This window comes from Gimesia aquarii (assembly GCF_007748195.1).
In the GTDB taxonomy this organism is placed as follows: Bacteria; Planctomycetota; Planctomycetia; order Planctomycetales; family Planctomycetaceae; genus Gimesia; species Gimesia aquarii.
In genome coordinates, this window is sequence record NZ_CP037920.1 from 3,437,639 (window position 1) to 3,463,883 (window position 26,245).

A 26,245-nucleotide genomic window follows, 5' to 3' on the forward strand; every position below is an offset into this window, starting at 1 on the left:
CACTAATCGTAAAGAAATGTGCTTGTATTTTGAAATGCACTTGAGTTTTCAGCGATTTTGCAGCTAAGAGAACGATTAGAAATTAAGCAATATTAAATTGAGAGATGATTACTAAAAATCATCCTAAACAGATTATATTAAAAAGTCGGGATGACAAGATTTGAACTTGCGACCTCTGCGTCCCGAACGCAGCACTCTACCAGGCTGAGCTACATCCCGTTTAGATTCTATTCTATCAGAGGATGATGACTGGTCAACGTAATCAAACCGTCTTATTTTCGCATGCAAACCTAATAAGGTTGTACAACCGGTGGTGTTCCAGCCGTTGATGGTGCGGTGGGAAAATGTGCTGGATCGACATTAATTGGTTCAGGTGAATTTGCAACAGTGGGCGGTCCTAGCTGAACTGGTTGACCTGCGATACCTGGGGCAACCAGCATCGGTTGTGAGGCCATAGTTTCACTGGGTAGTGCCTGAGCATGGCTCATGTGTGAAGGGCTCGTCATGGCGACTGTTCCCGCAGTCATGCTGCTATAGGTGGGCAGGGGGTAAGCATTACTTGCCTGAGCAGTACGAGATTGATAACGAAACCTGCTGCCATTGCCAAGGGGGCCATGTGACCAACCTTTGGCTGCAATGCGATTAGTTCCGGTTGATGTTGAATACGGTTTTTTGATCGAAGCGATACGTGCCTGCACCTGTGGTTGATACCATTCGGAGTGCATTGATTGTTGGTACATTGCCAGGGCCTCTTCAGAGCGTCCTGTCTGTTGATAAAGCTGACCTAGATGCGCAAGTACTTTGGGATGGTTTGGGTCGGCATTCGATGCAGCCTTTAATGATTGTTCTGCTCCGCCTAAGTCGCCGGACTGTTGTTGCAACCATGCCATTTCCAAATGGGATTCAGCAATATAGGGTTGGGTGTCTCTCCAGGCGGTAACATGCTGTATTGCCTCCTGCTGACGTCCCTGGCTGATCATTAATTCTGCTAACCCGTGATGTGAGGGTTGATGGGAAGGATCTATCATTAACGCATTTTTATAGGTTTGTTCTGCTCCTGCCAGATCGCCTTCTTTTTGCATCGTGACAGCGAGGTTATGGACATAATCCGGATTCCCCGGATTGTCAGCGATCGCACGACTGAAAGCAGCTCGTGCATTTGCATAGTCGCCACGTTGATAATAGCCATTTCCCATTTCGTTACTGGCGACTCCGTGCATAGAGTTGCATCCGGAAAGTGTTAACGTTCCCAATGAGAACGAAATGACCAAGTTACTAATGAATAGAAAATTTATCCGGGTTGAGTGCATCGTGCACATCTCCATCGTTTGTAAGTATGATCAAGAATCAACGGCAGATTCCAGTTTCATTCTGTCGGGAAAACGGTTTGGATAGGGGGATGATATTGGGAATTTCAACTGTGTATCATGATATGACTATGAGAGAAGTGTGGGAAAGATATCAATCACTTGAAATTACGGCAAGAGGAATTTCAACAATTTTCGTTGGATTCACGATCCAGATAAAAAAAGAATCGAAGACCCTAAATTCTTGTTTAAATAGAAGATAGGGCCTTATTACCTGGTAAGCATTTACAGTGATTTTTAGCAGGGATATCTTATTTTTCTGTGCTGTCGGGACTAGTTGCAGAAGCGGGTTTCGCCTCTTCATCCGGTGCAACTAGTGATCCATGTTTTTCAAGATGCGAAAACCATCTGCGGGCGGTCGAACGTCTTTGAGCGGGTGTGGCGATTGCTGAGTAGTCTATGGGCCTGCCTGTTAATTGATGGATTGCATTGAAGGCAAGTTCTCGCACGGTTGCGTTGTCATGTTCGAGCCATTCCACCAGTCTACCTGATATAAATCGATCCTGAGCATCACTTTTTTGGAATCCCCAGAGTAGACGTTCCATGATTTCCGCCATTTCAGGGGAAAATTGTGTATTCAATGCTTTTTTGAGGAGTTCACCATTCTCAAGACTACGGGGTAACCAATTTCGGATTCCATTGATTGCCGCAATACGAGATTCATGGTGGTCAACCTCACCAAGAACTTTAACCAGCGTTTCATAACGGTTAGTTAATGCTAGAGACTTGGTTGCCAAATCAGAAATATTAGGCTTTAAGTCTTTGGTAATGGCGGGCATCGTTAGGGAAACGAGTTGATCATCATCTAATTCTTTGACAAATGCTGCGATAGATCGGCGAGATAAGTAGGAGTTGTCTTTAAACTCAGGTTCAACCCAACGAGGGACGCGTAAGGGTTTTGGGCGATCAGAAGGATGGATCACACCAGCGGCTCGATCTTTTGCTGACAGCGACATCCATTGACCTGCATCAACAGTCTTGACCTCGCCTTTACCATCTGAAAAACGAATCATACCAGAATAAGCATATAAAACTCCTGTGTAACCGTTAGAACCGAGTATTTCTCCGGGTTTGGTTGGTTGAACGGGGGTGATTTCAATACCACAAACACTATCTCGGGTGACGAGTTCAATTCTCCACAGATCACCATTCACTTTGATGGATAAGATCGGGCCGGCCGCATCATTAGCGTCATTCAAGCCACGGGATGCTTCAATGCGGAGGCGGCCTTCTTGAATTTCAAAACCCATTTCTGCTGCTTTGTTTTTGCCAACATAAGTAACAGCTGTACCTGGAAGAAGTTCAACTTTGCAATGTGCTTCAGGAATATTGATCCTGGCTGTGAATGGTTCTGGTGATGCCACAGGGGTGCCAGCTTGGATGGGGCTGACTTTTGAATGAATGACCCAATCATTCTTGTCTGCAATGTCAGGCATATTAGAGACACTCGCCAGAAAGAAGCCGTCTTCTGATTCAATTTGCGCAGCGGGAGCCTTGGCAGGGACATCAGCTAGTTCAATTTTTGGGGTAGCCTTTTTAGCTGTGTTATCAGTTTTGTTGTCCGGACTAGCTGGAGGGGGAGGCGTAGCCGGCGGTGCTGGTGTTTTAGGAGGAAGATTCGTATCAACTGGAGGAGTAGCAGGGACAACCTTGGTCACTGTTTCACTCTCTGCATCAGCTGGTGGTGGAGGATCGAATGCAGGCGGTTTTTCTTTAATCGCAGGGGTGGGCTGTTGCGCCTCGTTTACTGGAGTATTCGACTTATCCACTGTTGTAGAATCAGTTTCGTTTTTGGCAGGAGCTGTTTCGACTGGTTGATTTTCTCCGGGTATTGGAATTTTAAGTTCTGGATTTTCAGCCATATTATTTGCTAATTGTGTTGATGAATTGCCCCCAGAAAAGAGTTCTGGGAAAAAAGTGGGGTCGCCAAAGAACAGGCCTGCCCAAACGACGCCTGCAAGTAAAATCAAGAAATAGGGAGTAAATCGTTTCCACAATGGTTTTGTTTTGAGGTAGTCGGGGATGCGAGAAGAAAATGGTTCAGGGGTATCCGCAGGAACTGTCTGTTGACTGGCGGGTACATTGTTTTTTTGACTTGGTGATGCAGCTTGTGTTGTTGCTGACGGGGAATCGGTTTGTGCCGCTTCAGATGCTGTTTCGGAAATCGCAACGTCAAGTTCATCCCCGGTTGAAATGGGGCCCAGAGCATAAATCCGCTCTCTTGTATCTGGATTAATAGTGGCTGGTTCTCCCAATACCAGCGTCAGTATTTGGTGTGATGCAGCGACTTCAACAAGATTGACATCGGAATTCAAGCAGATCTTTTCAACGTCCGCAACGCTTTCTGGAGAGAGGGTATTATCCAGGTATTCGGCGACCGTATTAGGGTCTGGATTAGAGCCAGGACCTTCCACTTCTGGTGCAGTGAGTCGGCGTCGGCGTAAAACGTCTTTGATTCGCTCAACAAGAGAAGAGGCGTAGCCACTTTCATCAAGCTTTTTGCCAATTTCTTTGATTTGAGTTGGTTCGAGAACATCATCTAAATAGGCGATTAAAGTTCTTAGGGTCAAACGCATAGGGCACCAATAGTTGTTAGGTTGAAGAAAGGGCGATCTGAGTCTTTACTCTCATTGAGTACTGAACTCAAATGTAAACCGGTCTCTACAGTAATTAGTGACCGCGCAGACCAAATTCCGTACAAAAAAATTGAAGAATTCAAAAGAAAATATTGGAAAATAGCCCATTAGCTGATTTCCAACTTTGTTACGACTCTCAATTTACAGCGGCTTAGTTGGCTTTGGGAGCGGTTGGCTCTTGTTTTTGTGCGGTCTGTGGGTCAGGACCTTGAACAATGAGCGGAACATAAAGTTCAGGGAAGTCGGAATCATTTGTTTTGATAACGACCAGCCCATTATGTTTTCCCGGTGGAACTACATTTTCCACAATCACATCTAACTTTTGCTGTCTGAGGCCATCGCTGACTTGCAGTTCTTTAAGTTCCACTTTCGCGTATTTTAGCGTACTTTCCACACTGGTGATTTCAAATTCTTTCCCTGCTCGGTAATCAGAGACTGTGATGGGGTGCACCGTACGTCCTGGTGTAAACTGGTAAACAACCAGCGCTTTGGGTTTTACAACAAGTCTACGGATGGGGAGTTCCAGTTTGAAAGTGAGTCGAGTCGAACGCTCCTTTGTATCTTCATATTTGAAATCAACAAAGTATTCTTTCTGTCCGGGGGACTCTCCTGCCGTCTCCATTTTTAGCCGAAATTCGCCGACTTCGTTGGGGAGATATACTTTTTTCTCCAGACGCGGTTTCAGGCAACCACAACTTGGGACTAATTCCTTAACTGTCACCGTTTGATCGCTGAGATTTTTGAAACGAAAACGGGCTGATACGACGCGAGTAGTTTCTTTGACGCGACCGGTGTCAACAAGGTAAGTTTCGAAGGCCAATGCTGGCTTTGCTTCACCAGCTATTGCCGTTTGGACGCGTGAACCAGCCCAGAATGCATAACTGGCTATGACAAAAGGTGATGTTGCCAGGACAAGCAGAACAGGTCTGGTCCATTTTGATTGTAAAATTTGATCACGCATGTCGGCATCCCTGCCTGTCAAAATGTCAATTTCAGAATTCGAAATCCAAACTGAGCGTATCTTTAACAGAACGTAAAAGTTAGGACAAGACCGGGTTTGCGGTCTGGGCTTACTGGACAATGTTCAAGTTTCAATTGCTGTGTCAGTGGCATGTGACTTAAGAAAACCCAGTAATAAAAGGCCAAGAACCATGATGACAGCACCAACCCAATAGGGGGATGTAATACTTCCTTGTATAAAACCGTTTTTTGTTCCTTTAAAAAGAACGATACCTGCTAGTGGACCTAGAATTCGTGCCAGAGCAGAAATGCTCTGGCCGACTCCCAGAATACCTCCTTGCTCATCCTCTGAAGTGTTGAGAGATAACAGTGACTGTAGAGAAGGGGTTGTCGCTGAAAAACCAATTACAGAGATAGGTAGCACTGCATAAAGCAATGTGTAAGAGTCTGATTTCCCAGCAACTCCGATTAACAAAAGACCCACCACCATCAGTACAATACCAGCCAGTCCCATGCGGTATTCTCCCATTTTAGGAATCAGTCTTCTGACGAGAATTCCCTGGCTTAAGGTCAAAATCAATCCGATGTAGGCAAAAATATAAAAGTTACTGCGTGCAGCGAATCCCAGTTCCTGTGTCAGCAGAGATAGTGTGGATTCAAATTGTGCGAAAGCGAATGTGGTCAAAAAGATGGTAAGCAGAATGATCCCAATTTTGGGTCTCGCAAGAGCGTGACGGAAACTAGCGACATCAAACCAATGATGACGTTTTGAAAGTGAGGCAGAAGTTTCTTTATCGAGTGATTCTGGTAATAAGAAGATTGAGAGCAGGGCAGCAATTCCTGATAGTACGCAAGCGACATATCCAGGGGCGGCACTTGGGGTGGCACCCGTCTCTGCGGAGACGAACGCGGCTCCGATTAAGGGGCCAAAAGTGAAGCCAATTCCGAATGCAGCACCAATGAGAGCCATTCCTTTTCCACGTTCCTTGGGGCCTGTAATGTCTGCTATATAAGCTTGAGCTGTTGGAATCGTTGCACCCGCGATACCTGCACCGATGCGTGTGATGAAAAGCCAGGACAAAGCTCCAATTCCAAGAAAGATACCTTCTTTACCCAGCGATGTCGCAAAGCCGAACATTCCATAAAAAACTGTTGAGCCTAATAAACCAAGAATCAGGATGGGGCGACGTCCTATGCGGTCTGAGATGCGACCCCAGATAGGAGCGAAGAGAAATTGCATCGCAGAGAAAGATGCCATCAGTAAGCCCAGCGTACCGCCATCTGCTTCAAAGTGTTCTCCGTATCGTGGTAATAATGGTAAGACAATTCCAAAACCGAGCAAATCGATAAAGACAGTCACAAAAATGAGTGACAGGCCTGCCTTGCGTCTTTTCGACACGTGGTTCCCCTTTGAACTAAGTAGTTGGGTTAAAAAGAAACAATGCCGAGGAGAGAATTCCTCGACATTGTTGAATCATTATAGAAAATTGGTTTGAATTCAATAGACAACTTTTATGCAAGTTTATCTGAGAACTCTGCTTCAGGAGTCGCTGGATCGTTAGGATCGAACCATTCTGGCTTGAATTCAATGCGAATTTTATGCTTCATTGCAAGATTAGAGGTCAATGCCATGATTGCATCCGCCATTGCAACTGTTCCGTTACATTTCAAACCGCCTTCAAAGGGACCTTTGAAATTATTAGTACGGATACAATGGCAGAAATGTTCCATTTCCTCAGTATAACCACGACTGATCTTGTCACCCATTGCTTGTGAGGTATCTGAAGCACCTGCAGAAGGGGCCGTGGTTTCATATGCATCCAACACAGGACCACTACCATCGTTTGAGTTAATAACCCATAGTCGTTGATCGGGGCCTCCACCACCGGTAGATGGACTGGATTCTTTGAAGAGCAAGGCTTCTTTTTCAGTCTTCATGATCAGTGTGCCACGACTACCCAAGACGGTTTCACCATAAGGCTCCCAGCGATTCGTGTTGATTGAGGAATACGTCACAATACAGACATCGCGTGGATTCGTTTCCGCATCATAATTGGGGCCGGGAAATTCAAAGGTCACATAGACATGGTCGTCGATTTCTCGATCATCTTCCTGTTTGTCTTTTGAGCCGATGCCTTCCACACCGTAGAAGTTTTTACCGCCATAGCCCTGGACAGCCAATGGATGAACTTTTCCAAGAAAGATACTACAGGCGTCTAATTGATGGCTTCCCAGTTCAGCCATCAAGCCACCTCCCGTTTTGTTATAGAGACGCCAGTTAACCAGCTCATCCATGTCGTCATAGCCAAATTCTTTTACTTTATCGGCTAACGCTTGAGCATCTTCTTTAGGAACTTTCTTACGCCAACTATCACGGCCTGGAAAACTGTTATTGCGATGCCATTGGGCACGAATATGTCTGATGTCACCAAGCAGACCCGTTTTGACAAGCTGGTTTGCGTTATCATAGAGCACACTGTAATGACGCTGGTGACCAACGGCGAGGAGGAGCTTCTTTTCATCGGCTTTTTTGATCAGATCTTTACATTCAGTGATATTGTGAGCCATCAACTTTTCTGAAAGCACATGCAATCCCGCATCTAAAGCAGCCATTGCAATCGGTGCATGCTGACTGAGCGGGACGGCGATCACAACAGCTTCCAGTCCCAACTGATCTTTTGCGGCAATGAGTTGTTTGTGATCTTCGAATTGTTGGATTTGTGATGCTTTTTCTTGCCCCAGTTTATTAATCAGACCGACACGGTGTTCATTTCCATGACCGTGGATTGCCTTTTTTCTATTGGAAGGCCTAAGGTCGGCAATCGCTACAATTTCCATGTATTCTGGCGGATGCTGAGTGATAAGCACGCTGCCTTCATCACCAGTTCCAATGAAGCCAACTTTAACGGGTTTCCCCTTGAGCTTCTCATACCCAAAATAGGCGGCGCCTAAACCGGTTGTTGTCGCAGCGGCAGCAGTGATGAAATCACGTCTTGTTAAAGAGACTGCCTCATTAAAATTGTCTTTTCCAATTTGTTCTTGTTCGGGAGTTAAATTCATATTTTTGCTCCTAATACGCAATGCGTATTTTTGCCGGTTTAAATGACTTTTTCAGTATTATATGTGGAATAAAGGTCTTTTGTTAGATGTACCCGAGTTTCCTACGAATATTTGACTTTTTAAACTAGTTTTGTTTTATGAGTTTTTGTTTTTGTTGAAAAAACGATAAAACATACGATCGATGCCAAACCAGCTTCCTGTAGGCAGACAGGCGATCGCTAGTAACGCAATCACTTCAATCAGATTTTTATTGACGATAAAACTGTGTTCAGGTCCCGGTGCAGCAGGAACTCCGGGCCAGGGGGGCATCACAAGATAAAACGACAGTAGCATTCCTGCGGCGGCAATGGCGGCAATTCGGGTTCCCAATCCAATTAAAAGTAAAATCCCCAGTATTGTCAGAGCAGCAATCGTCATCATGTTAATGCGATGCATTTCGGTATTTTCTGGAGGAATAGGTCCAGCAGCAAGTTGTTCTGGAGTCAGAAGCTTGTAAGCTTCCGTTTTCATGTCATCTTCCATCGCACGAATGGGGTTGACCAAACTGGCTCTCATTTCCTGTATTTCAGCCCAGATTTTATCAAGATGATCTCTTTTAAAATCCTGATCTGCTTCCTTTAGCTTCTTTTCATATCTCTCTAAGGCAATTTGATATTGTTCAAGTTCACCGATGCGCTTGCCATCAATGGTGCCTTCTTGTTTTTTGTCAACATGGCCGGCTACTTCAGGATTTCCACGCAGGGAGGCCTGCATTTTCTCGATATAACTCAGTCGCGCAGAGCGCGCATAAACTTTTTCAACGGCTGTATAAAAATCCTGGTCCAGCTTTGTACCGCCAGACAGTTTTCCATTTGCTTCTTTTGTCACTGGAACCATTGATTGCAGTCGATATTTTTCAGCAGGTGTTAAATGTTGATCGCCTTTGACAATCAACCGTTTTCGCTTGGGATCAAACTGAATTGCTTTACCTAGACTACCTCTTATTTCGACTCCCGGAGGTAGGGCACTCAGTTCTGCCGCAAATGAATCACTGCCACTCACCATTTGATGCAATTTCGATTTTTGGGCGTCTGTGATATTGGGGAAATGGTTCAGGAACCGTTGTTCCCAGCTAGACCACTTTGCTTTGACCTTATCTGCATCCAGCCAGTTCATATCATTGGGATCACCCGTCATATTACGGAAATGGTCCCGAAATGGTCCCTTAGCGTTTTTTAGATATCCTGCAGCAGTCCATGGTCTGTTGGAACTTAAAGTATCAATTTTCCAAAGGCCTTCATAAAGCAGTTGCCAGCCAATCGAAAGTCGTAGCAACACGATCAGCAGGATGGCAATACCTGAGATTTTTTTTAAATCTTTCACAAGTAAACCCTTTGTTTTTAAGGGGGATTTCTAAAGAGAACATCCTTTACTTTCGTCAAAAAGTACAGGGTTCTGGCAAGCTGGCTTGAACACTTTATATAAAGTGAACGTGAATTCTATCTCACAACGTGCCTGTCTTTTAATATTTCATTTATAACGACTAATCATTATGACAACAATTGGTCGCGATCCAGGAACAGAAACTCATTCGGAATTCCACGAATCACCGGTGAAAGTTTTCGGCCTTGGGTGGGGGCTGGAATTAAAATCGTACCGACTTCACCATGATTTTCGCAATACTCCAGAGCTTTTTCGATTCCGATTACATAAAAAGCAGTCGAAAGTGCATCAGCCAGAGCTGCAGAGGGAGCAATAACCGTTACAGACAGCAATTCCGAAACAGGCCATCCGGTTCGAGGATCGAGGATATGCCCATAACGTTTTCCTTCATGTCGGAAGTGTTGTACTGAGGATCCACTGGTCGACATTGCATAATTCTTTAATAAGATTGTTCCCAATCTTTGACTGGTAAAAAGTGGATTTTTGATCCCTACCGGCCAGCCTTGGAGCTGATTATGAGAACCTCTGGCAAGAATACTGCTAAATCCCCCATAAAAAAGCCAGTTTTCTAACTTTTGTTCTTTTAAAAACTGTCCTGCGACATCTAATGCATATCCTTTACCAATTCCACCAAGGTTCAATTCATTCTCGGGAAATCGATACTGTATGGTCTGATTTGAGTGGTCAAATTCAAATTGATCGATGCCTGTATGAGCGAGGCACGAATCAATTTCTGTTTGGGTTGGAATACGTCCTAACCTTCTGCGATCTTGCCAAAGTGCAATGAGAGGGCCGGAAGAAGGGTCGAAACCGCCTTCTGTATCTAAACAGATTTGACGAGACTGGTCGAGTACTTCAAACAGACGAGAATCAATTGAAACGGGACCTGCAGCAGCTTCTGCATTGACGCGCGACATCTCGCTGTTGCTTCTGTAGACCGTCATTAACTGCTCCAGTTCATGAAGCATGTCCAAGGCATCAGAGGCTTGGATTACTTGTTGACTACGGCCGGGATTCATGACCACAGCAAATTCCGTTGCCATAGCACGTGTACTCAATCTAATGGTCGAACCACCCGATGGTACTGTTATTTCTTCGGTCGCATCACTCAAGTAATCAGCCAGATTCTCTCCGGCTTGCTCAGCGGCTTGTTTTATAACACGTCCAGTTAGAAAGTCGCGCCGATTACTTTCCGATTTCTTTTCAGGCATAAAAATCACATTAGAAAAGGTGAGTCGGATTTCTGCTTCTTGTAGGAAATTCAAGCAAAAGATGTAAAGTAAGGCACAGTTGTTGCGCGTTCTTTTATTTCCTCTTTGCTTTTGAGTAATTGTGCCAGAAAGTCATAGGATCCCGAAGTCAGAGCAGTGCGTGCATTGTCTGGTAAAGTGCAGTCAAATTCTTGATCACCACAACTGATTTTCATCGTGAGCAGGTCAACGGTGATTTCCTGATCTGGTTGATTCTTAATTGCATGATCCAAGGTTTCGAGTGTTTCCTGGCTGGCGCAGACAGCCGGAACTCCTAGTGAAGTACAGTTACCGAAAAAGATTTCGGCATAGGATTCGGCAATGATTGCTTTAATGCCCCAGCGTATCAGTGACTGAGGTGCATGTTCACGAGAAGAGCCGCAGCCAAAGTTACGTCCTCCTACTAAAATGGATGCATCCTTATAGCTTGGGTCGTCAAAGGGGTGATTTGGGTCTTGGATGCGGTCATCTTCAAAAGCATGTTCCCCCAATCCTTCAAAAGTGACACAACGCAAAAAACGGGCCGGGATAATCCGATCGGTGTCGATATCATCTAATAACAATGGGATGCCAGTCCCGGTGATGCTTTCAACTTTTTTCATTTGTCGTTCTTTATTCTTTTGTATGTGATTGAAGGAGCGAATTATTAGAAAATTAAACTGTGACTGGGCTGATTACTTCTCGCACATCAGTCACACAACCATTGACGGCGGCGGCGGCAACCATTGTCGGGCTCATCAGTAGGGTGCGGCCTGTGGGGCTACCCTGTCTACCTTTGAAGTTTCGATTGCTGGACGATGCACAAAGTTCATTGCCGACCAGCTTATCGGGGTTCATTGCCAGACACATGGAGCAACCAGCTTCTCTCCATTCAAAGCCCGCGTCAGAAAAGATTTTGTCGAGCCCCTCTTCGATGGCTTGTTTACGAACCAGTTGTGAACCAGGAACTACAAGTGCTTTTACATGTTCTGCAACATGACGTCCTTCAACAACTTTCGCTGCTTCTCGCAAGTCAGAAATCCTTGAATTCGTGCAAGAGCCAATAAAGGCAACATCGATTTTTTGTCCCTTAATGGGCTGATTTTCTTCCAGTTCCATATAGCGAAACGCTTCTGTGATCAGCGTTTGCTCATGTTCCGGATAGCTTGAAATGGGTGGCAGCGTTTCTGAGACACCGACTGATTGTGCTGGAGTGATACCCCAAGTAACTGTAGGCTCGATTTCGGCTGCATCCAACTCAACAACATGATCAAACTTCGCATCAGGCCCAGATGCCAGGCTCAACCACCACTCAGAGGCTTTGTCAAAAGCTTCTCCTTGAGGAGAACAAGGCCGGTCCTTCAAGTAGTCGATCGTAGTTTGATCGGGGTTGATATAGCCACAACGAGCGCCCCCTTCGATGCTCATATTGCAAACAGTCATGCGTTCTTCCATCGACATACGCTCAAAGACTTCTCCCGCATATTCATAAGCATAGCCAACGCCTCCTTGAACACCTAGTTTTCGGATCACATGCAGGGTTACATCTTTTGCTGTTACGCCAGGACCAAGCTCACCATTGATTAAAATTTGGCGTACTTTGGGACGCTCCAGCGCCATTGTCTGCGTCGCTAATACATGTGCAACCTGACTTGTTCCAATACCGAGTGCAATTGAACCGAATGCACCATGTGTGCTGGTATGACTGTCACCGCAAACTATCGTCATACCAGGTTGGGTCAATCCTTGTTCTGGGCCGACAACATGGACAATTCCCTGACGAATATCATCTACATCTAACAGAGTGACTCCAAATTCAAGACAGTTCTTTTCGATGGCTGTCATCATTTGTTCAGCGAGATTGTCTGCAAAGGGTCGTGCCTGATTCTTTGTGGGAACAATATGATCAACAGTTGCAATTGTTCGTTCGGGAAACAAGACTTTCAAATCACGTTCACGGAGCATTTCAAATGCCTGCGGACTGGTCACTTCATGAATCAGGTGTAAGCCGATCAGGAGTTGATCCTGTCCCGATTCAAGAGTTTTAATGAAGTGTAAGTCCCAAACTTTGTCGAACAGGTTTTTCGTGTTACTCATCTTGGTTTTTAACTCAAAATATTTAATGGACAGATGAATTGAAGTATCAATTACACAATGACAGATTCAGTTTTGGCAGGATTGTTTTCGGTTGGACACCGTAACCAGTAGAACGGTTCCTGTATCTCATCAAAAGAGATAGTTTTCCGGGTGAAAAAGCGTGATCAAGAACCATACACGATTTGAGGCCTGAATATAAGGTTTGCAGACCTGACAAATCTGAAAATCAAAAGCATTTGCTCCGTAAAATTCAAATATTCAGTATAAATAAAAGATTATAGGTGGGCTTAATATGTCTGAGTGCGTTTTTCTGAAGAATTCTTATAACATTGTAGGAATTCTGATGAGCAAATGGGATAAGAATTTTAAAAAGAAGTGCTGCAACCGTTGTGTATTATTCGGTCACCTTTTAAACTCCACGGTTTGATACAAGTTATTACCTCATCATAACTTTGCGAATACCAGCATCATCGAGAGAATCGCTTTGACGTTTTAACTCTCTTTCAGTGCATAGGTTATGTGTGCGTTTTGCGCTCGCATTCTATCGTCAGATACCCTACCAGAGGTAGTACTTCCTTAGTTTTTTGTTTTGTGTTCAGTTGTTTTCATAATTAACGATTTGGATATCACAAGTGTTTGAAGGATTAACAGGCAATCTGAAAAATGCGCTCAGTGGTCTTGCCCGCGGTGGGAAACTAACCGAAGGCAATATCAAGGATGGTCTGCGCGAAGTCCGACAGGCGCTGCTGGAAGCTGATGTTAATTATGAAGTTGCCACTAAATTCATCGAACGGGTTACAGAGCAGTCCGTTGGAGAAAAAGTCCTCAAATCGATTCGACCTGATGAGCAGATTGTCGGAATTGTCCATCAGGAATTGATCAACCTGATGGGGCCAGTCGAACCTGATTTGGCTTTCAGGCCTTCCGGGATCACCGTCCTGATGATGTGTGGGCTGCAGGGGAGCGGAAAAACAACAACCTGTGGAAAACTGGCACGCCTGCTCAAGGAGCAGGGACGCAATCCAATGTTGGTGGCTGCGGATTTGCAACGTCCTGCAGCCATTGAACAATTGAAGGTGATTGCCGGGCAAGTTGGAGTTCCTGCGCACACAGAAGCACCCGAAGGAAACAATGCGGTTAAGGTCTGCCAAAACGGGTTGAGCCAGGCAAAAAAACTCGGGAATGTTGATACTGTCATTCTCGATACGGCAGGTCGTTTGCACGTTGACGAACAGTTGATGCAGGAATTGGAGCAGATTGAACGCAAGCTTCAGCCTGATCAAGTGATTTTTGCCTGTGATGCCATGACCGGACAGGATGCCGTTAATAGTGCGAAAGCCTTTAACGAAGCTCTGGAACTAGATGGCGTCATTTTAACAAAGCTAGACGGTGATACTCGAGGCGGGGCGGCTTTGAGTGTCAAAGAAGTAACCGGCGTTCCGATCAAGTTTATCGGTGTGGGGGAAGCTCTGGATCGATTGGAGCCATTTCACCCTGATCGGATGGCTGGTCGTATCCTGGGGATGGGAGACGTGGTCTCTCTGGTCGAGAAAGCACAGCAGCAGTTTGATGAAGAACAAGCTGCTGATCTTCAGAACCGGATGGCTTCAGGAAAATTCAGTCTGAGTGATTTCCAAAAGCAGATGGCAACCATCCGAAAAATGGGACCAATGCGGGAGATTATGAAGATGATCCCCGGCATGGGAGGACTCCTGGATACAAATCCGGACGTTGATCCGGGATCAGAAATGAAACGCATTGATGCGATCATTAGTTCGATGACTCCAGCCGAACGAGAAAACCCTGATCTCATTGATCATAGTCGCCGCCGCAGAATTGCGATGGGGAGTGGCACTGATCCTTCCGAAATCAGTCGTCTCGTAAAAGATTTTAATAATATGGCCGGTGTCATGCAGAAAATGGCTGGTATGGGGATGCGTGACAAAATGAAAGCCATGAAAGAGTTGTCTTCCGGAGGAATGATGGATCCCATGGGAGGGCTTACTAAGCAGAAAGCACGTAGCAAGCGTGGTGGTGACCCAGTCAAGCTGCGTGAGAAAAAGAAAAAAGAGAGAAAAGCAAAAAAGAAGCAACGGAAGAAAAATCGTTAGTGAAGCTGACGTGAGATGAATCTGAAGTTGTTTAAACGTAAATATTGTATCTTCCATAAGATGAGAGTTAGTATCCAATAAGGAGAATTTAGTGGCAGTTCGTATTCGTATGAAAAGAATGGGGCGTAAGCATCGACCCTTCTATCGGATTTGTGTAATGGATTCACGCAAACAACGTGATGGAGAAGCAATTGAGGAAATCGGTACTTACGATACCTCTGTTGCGGATAAATCAAAGCGCGTGGCAATTAACATGGAACGTGTTGATTACTGGATGTCAGTCGGAGCAAAACCTTCTGATAACGTGGCAACACTGATCAAAAAAGTGAAACAAAACAAGTTTGGAACAGCAGCAGCACCCGCTCCGTTGATTGCTCCTAAAGAACCTGCTCCCGAGCCAGAACCAGAAGCTCAGGAAGAGAGTGCAGAAGCAACAACTGACGAAGGTGCTACGGCTGAAGAAGCTCCTTCGGAAGAGGCTTCTGAGTGATTTAGAGAAGAGTTCGCTCCCTGAGAGAGCACAATGCGATTTGATATCCTGACACTGTTTCCCGAACTGTTTGATAGCTATCTTGAGCAGGGTTTGCTCAAAAGGGCGATCCAAAATCAATTAGTAGAGATTCAGCGTTGGAATTATAGAGACTGGGCAACAGACAAACATTCCTCAGTTGATGACCGCCCCTATGGTGGGGGACCGGGAATGTTGATTGGCTGCGAGACAGTTTTTAAATGTGTAGAACATGTTCGGGAGGTGATCCCTGAGACTGGTAAGTTGATCATGTTAACCCCGCAAGGGAAAACATTGGATCAAAAACTGGCCTTGGAATTATCAAAAGAACAGCAACTGACATTATTATGTGGAAGATATGAAGGATTCGACGAACGAATCCGCATTGGACTAAAACCAATGGAAGTTTCAGCAGGTGACTTCATTACCAATGGAGGGGAAGTGCCTGCGATGTTGATTATTGAGACTGTGATCCGGTTAATTCCGGGGGTATTAGGTGATGAAAGCAGTGCCAAATATGATTCTTTTTCAGAATCGGGGCTGTTGGAGTACCCACAATACACGCGGCCTCAAAACTTTCGTGGAATGGAAGTTCCGGATGTGTTATTAAGTGGGAATCATCAGGAGATTTCACGTTGGCGGCACGAACAGAGTTTAATTCGAACTCGTGAACGACGTGGAGACCTTTTAACTGAGTCGGAATCAAATTCAACTTGAACTAAACTTAATATAATCAAGTATGTTTTGAGTCTTCATTTCCGAGGGCAGAGAAACGTGCAAAGAGGATTTTGAGTCATGCAGGAATTAATGAAAAAAGTAGAGGAATCCAGTCTTCGCGAAGAACCACTTCAATTTGAAATCGGTGATACAGTAGATGTACATACCCGAATTCAGGAAGGTGACAAAGAGCGCATTCAGATTTTTAGTGGTGTCATCATTGCACGACGCGGAAGTGGAACGCGTGAAAATTTCACAGTTCGACGTATTGTCGCTGGTGAAGGTGTTGAGCGAATTTTTCCAGTCAATTCCCCCAAAATCGCCAAGCTAGAAATTAAGCGACATGGTCGTGTTCGCAGGGCAAAACTTTACTACTTGCGTGATCGGGTTGGAAAATCAACACGTCTTACAGAGCGACGAGCGAAAAAAGGCGAAGAGTAAGTCATTCTATCTCAGCATTGCAGAAGTACTAAGATCAGTTCAGTGCTTCTGCATCAGGCTGTCAGGAATCTGTTTCGTTTACATCACAACTTCCGTTTATGAGTAGTCACTCATGGCAGGTAAATGGCTCAGCAAGTTGTTGGGAGATCACGGCGAACGCGCTGCCATCAAATTTCTAAAGCAAGCCGGTTACTCGATTCTCGCGAAACAGTATCGCACGGGGCAGGGTGAGATTGATGTGATTGCCTTAGATGGGCAGACAGTCGTATTTGTCGAAGTGAAAACACGGCGGAGTGATTCTAAGGGAAAGCCGTTTGAAGCAATCACGCTACAAAAACAGAGCCAGCTCACTCGACTGGCCAGTTCCTTCCTAAAAAAACACAAGCTTCTTCAGCAGCCCGCTCGGTTTGATGTCATTTCTATTCTTTGGCCTCGTGCACATGCAAATTCAGCAAAACCCGAAATACAGCATTTTCAAAATGCATTTGCTCCTTCAGGTAAGTTTCAGTTCTTTACTTAACAGGACTGGATTATAAATTGTAAGTCTGTTTGCTTTGTTTTACATTAACAAAAATTTCGTAACAAAACTTCGTATTTGAAGGAAATGAGTATGTCTGTTGAACAGAAAGCTGCTGAGTTAGGCCTTACTTTTGAACCGATTGAACCTGGTTATCTGAATCTCTGCATTAAAACAGGAAACTTGTTGATGACTTCTGGTCATGTCAGTGACCAGAAAGGACGTTTGGGTGAAAACGTTAGTGTAGAAGAAGGACAGGCAGCTGCTCGTGATTGTGCAGTCAAGATTTTACGATCAGTTCGACATGAGCATGGAAGTCTTAATGGCTTGAAAGTCATCAAGTTGCTTGGCTGTGTGAATTCAACTCCCGATTTTACTGATCAGCATCTTGTGATTAATGGAGCATCTGATTTGTTTCATGAATTGTTTGGTAAAACCACTGATGGGTATCACGCACGCAGTGCACTTGGTTTTGCCGCTTTACCGACTGGAGTCGCAGTTGAGATTGAAGCGATTTTTGAAATCGTCGATGCATAAGTGTCTTTGTGAATAAGATGTGTTCAAAAAATCACATTTTTGAGGTGATTTACGGTAATAATGTGAGTCTCAGGCTTTTCTGAGAATTAGCTTGACAAAATGGATTACAAAGTGTGTAATGATTACCGATTGGTATCATTCAGGTGCAAGATATGGTTGATGGGGACCTCAATTATATTTATTAGCTTGATTTGATTTCACTCGAACCTATGAAAAGGATTTCCAACCTACTAATTTGGGAGTTTAGCTCTCTATCACACCTTTGCTTTTTAAAGCACCTTCCTTTAATTGTGGCTCATTCTGTGCGAAGCTTTGTCTTTGCAATAGCGTGATCAAAAACAGCGGCAGTGTTATAACCTGTTTGTTTTTGCTCGTTTAAGGATTAAATAGTGTGGGTTTGAGATCACTCTCAGATTTCTGGTTGTTGTTTTCCGATAATAAAAAATAAGAGAAGGAACTCAAATAAGAAGTTACGCTCAGAGTAATATCAGATTTTGTGTTAGTCTGAGGATTCCAACAGTCTTACAACTACAGTTTTAAAGCAATGATGTTAAAGGATTTGCATTGTTTTTCCTGTAGAAGATTTAGGGTCAAGCTAAGATGGCTGGGTCAAATCAAACACGTGTTGTTATTTCCGGTATTGGAGTAGTCTCTCCAATAGGTATCGGTATCGATGCATTTTGGAGAAGCATGCGTTCAGGTGACTCGGGGATTGATCGACTCAAAGCAGTTCCTACCGAGAATTTGCCTTCCAAGTTGGCTGCGGAAGTAAAAGACTTTCAACCTGAAGCGCACCTTTACAACAAAAAGTTCCTGAAGTTTATGTCGCGTGATATCCAGCTTGGGGTTTCTGCGGCCTCAGATGCAGTTCATGATGCGGGAATTTCGAGTGGTGTCGTCGATCCAGAACGCTTTGGTGTTTCATTCGGAGCCGGACATATTCCGACGAGTCCGGATGAACTTGTCGAGGCAGTCAAACGTTGTGGCGAAGATAATTCTTTCGAATTGACACGCTGGGGCGAAGACACAATGGGGCAGATCACTCCATTATGGATGCTTCGACAACTTCCTAACATGCCAGCTTGCCATATCTCGATCGAACATAACGCACAAGGCCCGAATAATACGATTACCAGTCAGGACTCCTCAGCACTGTTGGCTTTGTCTGAGGCTATGCGTTGGATCAAACGTGGTGCCGTTGATTGTATGGTGGTAGGAGCCTGTACTTCGAACATCAATCCCATTGATCTCTCTCGTAAGAATTTGATGGATCTCTTGTCACGAGACGAAGACCCCAGGCGCGCTTGCAGGCCATTTGACCGTGATCGAAACGGTACGATTCTGGGTGAAGGTGCTGCGGCATTTGTCGTTGAAAATTATGAACATGCTGTTCGTCGCGGTGCGGAAATCTACGCAGAAGTCATTGGGCTTGGTGCAGGGTGTGACGGGCATTCTGTTTCCAACAGCAATCAACAAAATGATACAGGTTTAGTTCGAGCTATTGAATCAGCAATGTATCAAGCTGATTTAAAGCCGAGTGAGCTTGGTCACATCAATGCACATGGTAAAAGTACAAAAATTGACGATCAGGTCGAAGCAAGAGCCTATCATCGTTTGTTTGGTGATGATGCTGCGAAAATCCCAATAACTGCACTCAAGAGTTACTTTGGTCATTTTGATGCGGGGTCCGGTGCCGTTGAATTGGCTGCAAGTATTCTTTCCATCCGTCATAGTGCAACACCTGCCACACTCAATTATGAAACTCCAGATCCATTATGTAATCTCGATGTGGTACATGGGGAAATTCGTCCGCTCACGATTCCGACCGCTATGACTGTCAGTCGAACTTCGTTCGGTCAAAGTGCCGCAGCAATTCTGCGTGCGATTTAAGTTTAAGCATCTTAGCCAAACGCTAGAACTTTTTTTGTTTTAGCGTTTTTTTGTGCGCTTCTTGTCTTCCCTCTTGAGAACATGAATGAAACCTATCAGAATATTGATAGGGACGAGTAGTAGTAGCTCTACTTTTAGGAAGCATTTCGTCCTTTGAAATTGATCCCGCTCTTCATTTTCTCAGGAGATTGAGTCATGGCGACAGACATTCTTGATACCGTAGCAGTTGCTCCTCGCATCCGACAGACTCAGCTACTCATTGACGGAGAGTGGCGAGACGCGGTTAGTGGTAAAACCTTTGAGACCGTGAATCCTGCTACGGAAGAAGTGATTGCGAATGTTGCAGAGGGAGATGCCGCTGATATTGATCTAGCGGTCAAAGCCGCCCGAAACGCATTTGAATCTGGTCCATGGTCAAAAATGGATGCACGTGACCGAGGTCAGTTAATATATCGTCTGGCTGATTTAGTTGAAAAAAATATCGAAGAACTAGCTGCATTAGAATCATTAGACAATGGAAAGCCAATTCGAGATAGTCTTGCTGCCGATTTACCGCTCGTAATTGATTGCCTGCGCTACTACGCTGGCTGGTCAGATAAAATAGAAGGGACCACGATTCCAATTCGGGGCAATCATTTTTGTTATACCCGTCGAGAGCCACTGGGTGTTGCGGGGCAAATCATTCCCTGGAATTTTCCGCTATTGATGGTGGCATGGAAGTGGGCACCCGCATTAACGGCGGGTTGTACAATCGTGATGAAGCCAGCTGAGCAGACACCACTATCATGCTTGAGGATGGCGGAATTGGCGATGGAAGCGGGGATTCCACCTGGTGTAATTAATGTCATTCCAGGCTATGGCCCTACAGCAGGTGCATCTTTGGTGAAACATCCTGACGTAGATAAAATTGCTTTCACCGGTGAAGATGCAACCGCAAAAATTATTATGGCTGATGCAGCGGCGACTTTGAAACGACTCACATTCGAGCTGGGTGGCAAAAGTCCGAATATTGTCTTTGCAGACAGTGATCTCGACGCTGCGGTTGCAGGAGCGGAATTTGGTTTGTTCTTTAATCAAGGGCAATGTTGCTGTGCGGGAAGCCGACTGTTCGTGGAGGAATCAGTCCATAAGGAATTTGTTGCCAAGCTTGTTGAGAGAGCAGCGTCTCGCAAGTTAGGCGATCCATTAAATCCGGAAACGACTCAAGGTCCACAGGTCGATCACGCTCAGATGGAGAAAATTCTAAGTTACATCCAAAAAGGAAACGCGGCAGGCGCACATTGTGTCACGGGGGGGACACGATTTGGTGACAAGGGATATTTTGTCGAGCCGACGATTTTTGATTATGTAACCGATGATATGCCCATTGCAACTGATGAAATTTTCGGTCCGGTGCTGAGTATATTGCCTTTCAAAAGTATCGATGAAGTCGTGAACCGGGCAAACAATACTCATTTTGGATTAGCTGCGGCAATCTGGACCAGTGATGTCAAAAAAGCGCATCATTTGGCTAACCGCATCAAAGCGGGGACAGTTTGGGTAAACTGTTACGATGTATTTGATGCAGCGGCTCCCTTTGGGGGATTTAAACAAAGTGGAATCGGTCGTGAATTAGGTGCAGCCGGTCTGGCAAATTATACTGAACTAAAAACAGTAACAATGAGTTTGGATTAAGCGGTCTAATAGAGTAAATCGCTGTATGAACTGAGGCAGAAAAGGTTAAACGTTCGAACTTATTGTCTCATAGTAGTTTAGTATGAATATTTTATGAGCCCATTTGTATTGTAAGCATCGACCAGCAAGCATTCTTTGCTATAATCGCCCGCAATTGTATTCAGAACACAGCGAACAGGAAGTTCAAATGGGCTCATGGCATATCATATTTACATTGGGAATCTTTCTGGCTGCTGGATTGCTATCGGGCACATTGGGAGAATTATTCCGTCTTCCCAAAGTGACTGCCTATTTATTAATAGGTGTTATTCTAGGACCAGCAGTCTTTGGTGTCATCCCGCATGAACATCTTGAAGAGTTAAACCCGCTTGCTGATTTGGCAATGGCATTGGTGTTGTTTAACTTAGGATGTCACTTCACACTGTCGCGTCTCAAACGTCTGTTTCATCGTGTGCTTCCGATATCTTTGAGTGAGATACTTGCTACTTTTTTTGCGGTTTATGTAGGACTAATGCTCATTGGCGAATCAGGAAGTGCTGCCATTTTGCTTGGTACTCTGGCAATAGCCACAGCCCCGGCAACAACAATTCTGGTTCTTAAAGAAATGGAATCAGAAGGCCCTATTTCCGAATATACGGGCATCATGGTTGCGATCAATAACTTAGTCTCCATTATCGCATTTGAGATTATTTTTGTTGCCGTTTACTTTTTTCAAAGTGATAGTCAGGTAGCTTCTGCATTCACTCAACTAGGACATCTGAGTCTGGACATCTTTGGCTCCATTTTTATCGGTGTCTTTGGTGGTTTGATGATTAGTTATGGAAACGCAGTCATCAAAGGTAGTCGTCGGATTATTATGCTCATCGCGTTAATTGCATTAGCGTTGGGACTGTGTCGGACGACAGGCCTGCCTTATATGCTGACTTTTCTTGCAATGGGTTTTACGGTAGCCAACTCTCTGGTTGAAGAAGATGTTCCGAAAGTAGAAACGGAATTAAACCCACTGACAGGTTTTTTATGCGTGCTATTTTTCATTATCCATGGTGCCGAGCTAGAACCCGAACGATTCATACATGCAGGCTTGATTGGAGGAGGCTATATCGTACTTCGATTATTGGGTAAATATTTTGGTGTCTTTATTTCTGCTAAAGTACGAAAGGAAGAGCCAGAAGTTTCTCAATGGTTGGGAACGGCACTTTTTGCACAGGCAGGTGCAGCCATTACCCTTTCAGCTATTGCAGTCAGTCGAGATCCTGTACTGGGCGGCCATTTGCAGACAATTATTCTGGGGTCCGTTGTGTTTTTTGAAATTGTCGGGCCAATTATGATTCGTCAATCTGTATTGAGGGCCGGTGAAGTTCCATTGATTCATGCCATTCATCATACCGCCGGTGATCCGATCAGCGAATTTCAAGCAATGATTCGACGTTTTTTAGTATCTTTTGGATTGCTTTCAGAGAATGATCAACCACATGACGAGATTAATGTCGAACAACTCTATCGGAAAAACGTCAAAGGAATATTACAGACTGCCACATTTAATGAAGTCATTTCGTTTATTGAGCACAGTCACGATAATACGTTTCCGGTAATTGGTTCCAACGAAGAAGTGGTAGGCGTAATACGCTATCAGGATTTGAGTAACACATTATTCGATCCCAAAATTGGTTCATTAGTAAGAGCGGCGGACTTGGCAAATAATCTCGAAACAGTCGTTTATCCTGATGACTCTTTGGCGCTTGTCTGGAGTAAGTTTCGTGAAGGTTCTTACGATTGTCTACCAGTTGTTTCACGCGAGCAACCACATCGCATGTTGGGTGTGATTAGACGCTGGGAGATATTGAAGTATTACATTAAAGGACATCGATCAGCTCAAGGTATCGATACTAAGCAAGGTCACTGAACTTTACACAGTAGCTGACATGGGGTAGATGCAGGCAGACTCTTGCGAATAAGTAGAAAACTCCTAAACTGAATAAAGTAGTATAATCACAGTTCTAATATTAGAATATCTCACACTTCGATACAGGATCTTTTGCGGTGAATCGAGTTGCTTTAATCTCAGGGATTAATGGTCAGGATGGTTATTACCTTTCCAAGTTGCTGAAAAATAAAAATTATGAAGTCCATGGAATCACCTCATGCAGTAAACCGGGAATTGGGGAACCTCCACAAAATCAATATTATTGTGATTTTGCGGAAGGATCGAACCTCAATGAGATCCTGGATAAAGTTCAGCCAGATGAAGTTTATCATTTAGCAGCTCAAAGCCATGTCCGCCTTTCATTTGATATTCCCGTTTACACTGCAGAGGTAACAGGGGTGGGAACTCTCAGATTGCTGGAAGCATTACGGCATTATGAAAAGAGAAGTCAAAAAAAGATTCGTTTTTACCAGGCTTCCTCCAGCGAAATGTTTGGTAAAGTTGTTGAGTCTCCGCAGAGCGAAACAACTCCCTTTCATCCACGAAGTCCTTACGCTTGTGCAAAGGTCTTTTCTTATTGGCAGACAATTAACTATCGAGAATCATATGGTATGTATGCGTGCAATGGGATTCTCTTTAACCATGAATCTCCCCGACGAGGCGAAGCTTTTGTAACTCGAAAAATTACTAAAGCGGTCTCGCGTATTAAATTGGGAATGCAAGACAAGTTGTATCTTGGGAATATTGATGCAAAAAGAGATTGGGGTTTTGCAGGAGATTATGTCGAGGCAATGTGGCTCATTTTGCAGCAGGAAAAACCAGATGATTTTGTGATCGGTACGGGAGAGACTCATTCCGTGCGAGAGTTTTTGGAGGCTGCGTTTGGTGCCGTTGAATTGGACTGGAAAAAATATGTAGAGATCGATCCACAGTACTATCGACCCGCAGAGGTCGAGTTGCTTTGTGCTGATCCAACGAAAGCACGTCAAAATCTGAATTGGGAACCTAAGGTTACATTTGAAGAATTAGCGCGATTAATGGTCGAGGCAGACATGAAATTGAGCCAGCAAGAAAAAATACTAAACGAAGTGACTTCCTGAGATCCCCATTTCTTTTCTTCTTCCAACGCGGATTATCAACATGTCAATTCGAAAAGAAATCGAAGAACTTCGTAACAAAATCGAACATCACAACCGCCTCTACTATATTCAGGCAAAGCCGGAAATATCTGATCGTGACTTTGATCAATTGATGAAACGGCTAGAAAAGTTAGAAGCCGAACATCCGGAATATGATTCACCTGACAGCCCCACGAAAAAAGTGGGGGGGGCTCCCATAGAGGGTTTTCAGACTGTTGAGCATCGTTTGCCAATGTTATCAATTGATAATATTTTTGAGCAAGAAGGACTCAAAGACTTTGAAACTCGTATTCGTAAGCTCCTTGACGAAGAACAGATTGAGTTGACAGCCGAGTATAAAATCGATGGAGTGGCAGTGTCTTTAATCTATGAGCAGGGACATTTGACACAGGGAGTTACACGTGGTGATGGTCAGCAAGGAGATGATATTACGCACAATGCGCGAACCATTGGTGGCGTTCCACTACGGTTAAACACAAAGCGTCCCCCTGATTTATTAGAAATCAGGGGAGAAGCGTTTATTTCCAATTCAGATTTTCAAGTTTTGAATGTGGAAACGCAAGAACAGGGAAAAGAACCGTTTGCAAATCCACGGAATACGACTGCCGGGGGATTAAAGCTGCTTGATCCCAAACTCTGCGCAATGCGTAAAATCCGATTTTTTGCACACGGAATTGGAGCCGTTGAAGGAGTCGATTTTCAAACACACATAAATTACCTGGTTGCACTTCAAAAAATGGGGGTTCCTGTAACACCCAATGTAGAGGCATTTCCAAATTTAGATTCGACTCTAGAACATGTCCAGAAAATGATGGATGACTTACATACATTGGACTTTGAAGTCGATGGTATCGTGCTGAAGGTGAATCAATTTGAACAACGTGAATTGCTGGGAAATACTTCCAAGAGTCCTCGGTGGGTTGTCGCTTATAAATGGGAGCGGTATGAAGCGGTAACTAAGGTTGATTCTATTAATTTTCAGGTTGGTAAAACAGGCACTGTTACTCCCGTTGCGAATTTAGAACCAGTTCAAATTGCTGGTACTACGGTTTCCAGGGCAAGTTTACATAATCGGGATGAGATGGAACGCCTGGAAATCCAAATTGGTGATTGGGTCGTAGTTGAAAAGGCCGGGAAGATTATACCTCATGTTGTTCGTGTGGAAGAGCATCTACGGGATGGAACACAGCAAGAATTGGAATTTCCAACACGCTGTCCCGAATGTAAAGCGACTCTCATAAAGGATGAGGGAGGTGTTTACATTCGTTGTCCTAATCCAAATTGTCCTGCCTCGTTACGCGAAACATTGCGTTACTTTGCATCCCGACAGGCAATGGATATTGAGGGCATGGGGATTAAAATGGTTGAGCAACTACTCGATCAGGGGATCATTAAAGGACTGGCGGACGTGTATCGGCTTCATGAACATCATGATCAGCTCATCAGCTTGGAGCGCCAGGGGGAAAAATCGATTGAAAATTTGCTGGAGGGGATCGAACGCTCCAAACAACAACCATTATGGCGGCTATTAACGGGCTTGAATATTCGACACGTAGGTACCAGTAATGCACGTATTCTTGAAAAGCAGTTTGGTACGATTGGTGAGATTTCCAAACAAAGTGTAGAAGATCTGGCGGCAGTAGACGAAATTGGTCCTGTGATTGCAGAGTCAGTCTATACCTTCTTTCACTCTGAGTTTGGTGTGGAACTCATTCAAGAGTTGCAAACACTGGGACTGAATATGGGGAGTCCCGTTGAAAAAACTAAGAAAAAAAAGGGGCTTCTCGACGGAAAAACGGTTGTTGTAACAGGCAGCTTGTCACAATTCACAAGAGATGAAGCCAAAGAACTAATTCAAAAACACGGTGGTAAGGCGTCCGGAAGTGTTTCTTCGAAAACCAGTTATTTGTTGGCTGGTGAAAAGGCAGGCAGCAAATTAAGCAAAGCACAGGAACTGAATATTCCTGTGTTATCAGAAACTGAATTTTTAGAATTGTTGAATAAAGAGTGGTAGGG

General features: G+C 44.5%; 20 protein-coding genes and 1 tRNA gene. 11 read left to right on the top strand and 10 right to left on the bottom strand.

Annotated features, from left to right (window positions below; translation table 11 throughout):
• Nucleotides 1–145 precede the first annotated feature (145 nt).
• The 10 genes from V144x_RS13610 to leuC form a co-directional block, all read right to left on the bottom strand.
• A tRNA-Pro gene (locus V144x_RS13610) sits at nt 146–219 on the bottom strand.
• Between the two features lie 71 nt (nt 220–290).
• Entirely contained in the window at nt 291–1,310 is a 1,020-nt protein-coding gene (locus V144x_RS13615; protein WP_197998921.1) for a tetratricopeptide repeat protein, read from the bottom strand.
• A 308-nt stretch (nt 1,311–1,618) separates the two neighbouring features.
• Nucleotides 1,619–3,943 (bottom strand): hypothetical protein, encoded by a 2,325-nt coding sequence (locus V144x_RS13620; protein ID WP_144985701.1) that lies wholly within the window; start codon nt 3,941–3,943, stop codon nt 1,619–1,621.
• Nucleotides 3,944–4,154: 211 nt separating this feature from the next.
• The gene (locus tag V144x_RS13625; RefSeq protein WP_144985702.1) at nt 4,155–4,964 is read right to left on the bottom strand and encodes a DUF1573 domain-containing protein; all 810 of its coding nucleotides are present in this window, start codon (nt 4,962–4,964) and stop codon (nt 4,155–4,157) included.
• 123 nt (nt 4,965–5,087) lie between these two features.
• Nucleotides 5,088–6,362, bottom strand: coding sequence for an MFS transporter (locus tag V144x_RS13630; RefSeq protein ID WP_144985703.1), 1,275 nt, complete (start codon nt 6,360–6,362; stop codon nt 5,088–5,090).
• Nucleotides 6,363–6,475: 113 nt separating this feature from the next.
• Entirely contained in the window at nt 6,476–8,023 is a 1,548-nt protein-coding gene (locus V144x_RS13635; protein ID WP_144985704.1) for a Gfo/Idh/MocA family protein, read from the bottom strand.
• A 135-nt stretch (nt 8,024–8,158) separates the two neighbouring features.
• Nucleotides 8,159–9,385, bottom strand: a complete 1,227-nt coding sequence (locus V144x_RS13640) for a DoxX family membrane protein (protein ID WP_144985705.1) — start codon at nt 9,383–9,385, stop codon at nt 8,159–8,161.
• A gap of 167 nt (nt 9,386–9,552) precedes the next feature.
• The gene (locus tag V144x_RS13645) at nt 9,553–10,656 is read right to left on the bottom strand and encodes an FAD:protein FMN transferase (RefSeq protein WP_144985706.1); all 1,104 of its coding nucleotides are present in this window, start codon (nt 10,654–10,656) and stop codon (nt 9,553–9,555) included.
• A 50-nt stretch (nt 10,657–10,706) separates the two neighbouring features.
• Entirely contained in the window at nt 10,707–11,297 is a 591-nt protein-coding gene (gene leuD / locus V144x_RS13650; RefSeq protein ID WP_144985707.1) for a 3-isopropylmalate dehydratase small subunit, read from the bottom strand.
• A gap of 52 nt (nt 11,298–11,349) precedes the next feature.
• A complete protein-coding gene (leuC, locus tag V144x_RS13655; protein WP_144985708.1) occupies nt 11,350–12,771 on the bottom strand; it encodes a 3-isopropylmalate dehydratase large subunit in 1,422 nt (473 codons plus the stop codon).
• A 632-nt stretch (nt 12,772–13,403) separates the two neighbouring features.
• Between leuC and ffh the strand changes: the two genes are divergently transcribed.
• The 11 genes from ffh (at nt 13,404) to ligA (ending at nt 26,243) form a co-directional block, all read left to right on the top strand.
• Nucleotides 13,404–14,882 (top strand): signal recognition particle protein, encoded by a 1,479-nt coding sequence (gene ffh, locus V144x_RS13660; protein WP_144985709.1) that lies wholly within the window; start codon nt 13,404–13,406, stop codon nt 14,880–14,882.
• A gap of 91 nt (nt 14,883–14,973) precedes the next feature.
• Nucleotides 14,974–15,372 carry a 30S ribosomal protein S16 gene (gene rpsP, locus V144x_RS13665; RefSeq protein ID WP_144985710.1) on the top strand — a complete coding sequence of 133 codons (399 nt, stop codon included), beginning with the start codon at nt 14,974–14,976 and terminating at the stop codon, nt 15,370–15,372.
• 33 nt (nt 15,373–15,405) lie between these two features.
• The gene (gene trmD, locus V144x_RS13670) at nt 15,406–16,107 is read left to right on the top strand and encodes a tRNA (guanosine(37)-N1)-methyltransferase TrmD (RefSeq protein WP_144985711.1); all 702 of its coding nucleotides are present in this window, start codon (nt 15,406–15,408) and stop codon (nt 16,105–16,107) included.
• Nucleotides 16,108–16,185: 78 nt separating this feature from the next.
• Nucleotides 16,186–16,548, top strand: coding sequence for a 50S ribosomal protein L19 (rplS, locus tag V144x_RS13675; protein ID WP_144985712.1), 363 nt, complete (start codon nt 16,186–16,188; stop codon nt 16,546–16,548).
• 112 nt (nt 16,549–16,660) lie between these two features.
• Nucleotides 16,661–17,068, top strand: coding sequence for a YraN family protein (locus tag V144x_RS13680; RefSeq protein WP_144985713.1), 408 nt, complete (start codon nt 16,661–16,663; stop codon nt 17,066–17,068).
• 90 nt (nt 17,069–17,158) lie between these two features.
• On the top strand, nt 17,159–17,602 hold the full coding sequence (locus V144x_RS13685; RefSeq protein WP_144985714.1) for a RidA family protein: 444 nt from the start codon (nt 17,159–17,161) through the stop codon (nt 17,600–17,602).
• 600 nt (nt 17,603–18,202) lie between these two features.
• A complete protein-coding gene (locus V144x_RS13690) occupies nt 18,203–19,492 on the top strand; it encodes a beta-ketoacyl-[acyl-carrier-protein] synthase family protein (RefSeq protein WP_144985715.1) in 1,290 nt (429 codons plus the stop codon).
• A 195-nt stretch (nt 19,493–19,687) separates the two neighbouring features.
• A complete protein-coding gene (locus tag V144x_RS13695) occupies nt 19,688–21,166 on the top strand; it encodes an aldehyde dehydrogenase family protein (protein ID WP_144985716.1) in 1,479 nt (492 codons plus the stop codon).
• A gap of 187 nt (nt 21,167–21,353) precedes the next feature.
• Nucleotides 21,354–23,069 carry a cation:proton antiporter domain-containing protein gene (locus V144x_RS13700; protein ID WP_144985717.1) on the top strand — a complete coding sequence of 572 codons (1,716 nt, stop codon included), beginning with the start codon at nt 21,354–21,356 and terminating at the stop codon, nt 23,067–23,069.
• A gap of 137 nt (nt 23,070–23,206) precedes the next feature.
• On the top strand, nt 23,207–24,190 hold the full coding sequence (gene gmd, locus V144x_RS13705; protein ID WP_144985718.1) for a GDP-mannose 4,6-dehydratase: 984 nt from the start codon (nt 23,207–23,209) through the stop codon (nt 24,188–24,190).
• A gap of 40 nt (nt 24,191–24,230) precedes the next feature.
• Nucleotides 24,231–26,243 (top strand): NAD-dependent DNA ligase LigA, encoded by a 2,013-nt coding sequence (gene ligA, locus V144x_RS13710; protein WP_144985719.1) that lies wholly within the window; start codon nt 24,231–24,233, stop codon nt 26,241–26,243.
• The last annotated feature ends 2 nt before the right edge of the window (nt 26,244–26,245 follow it).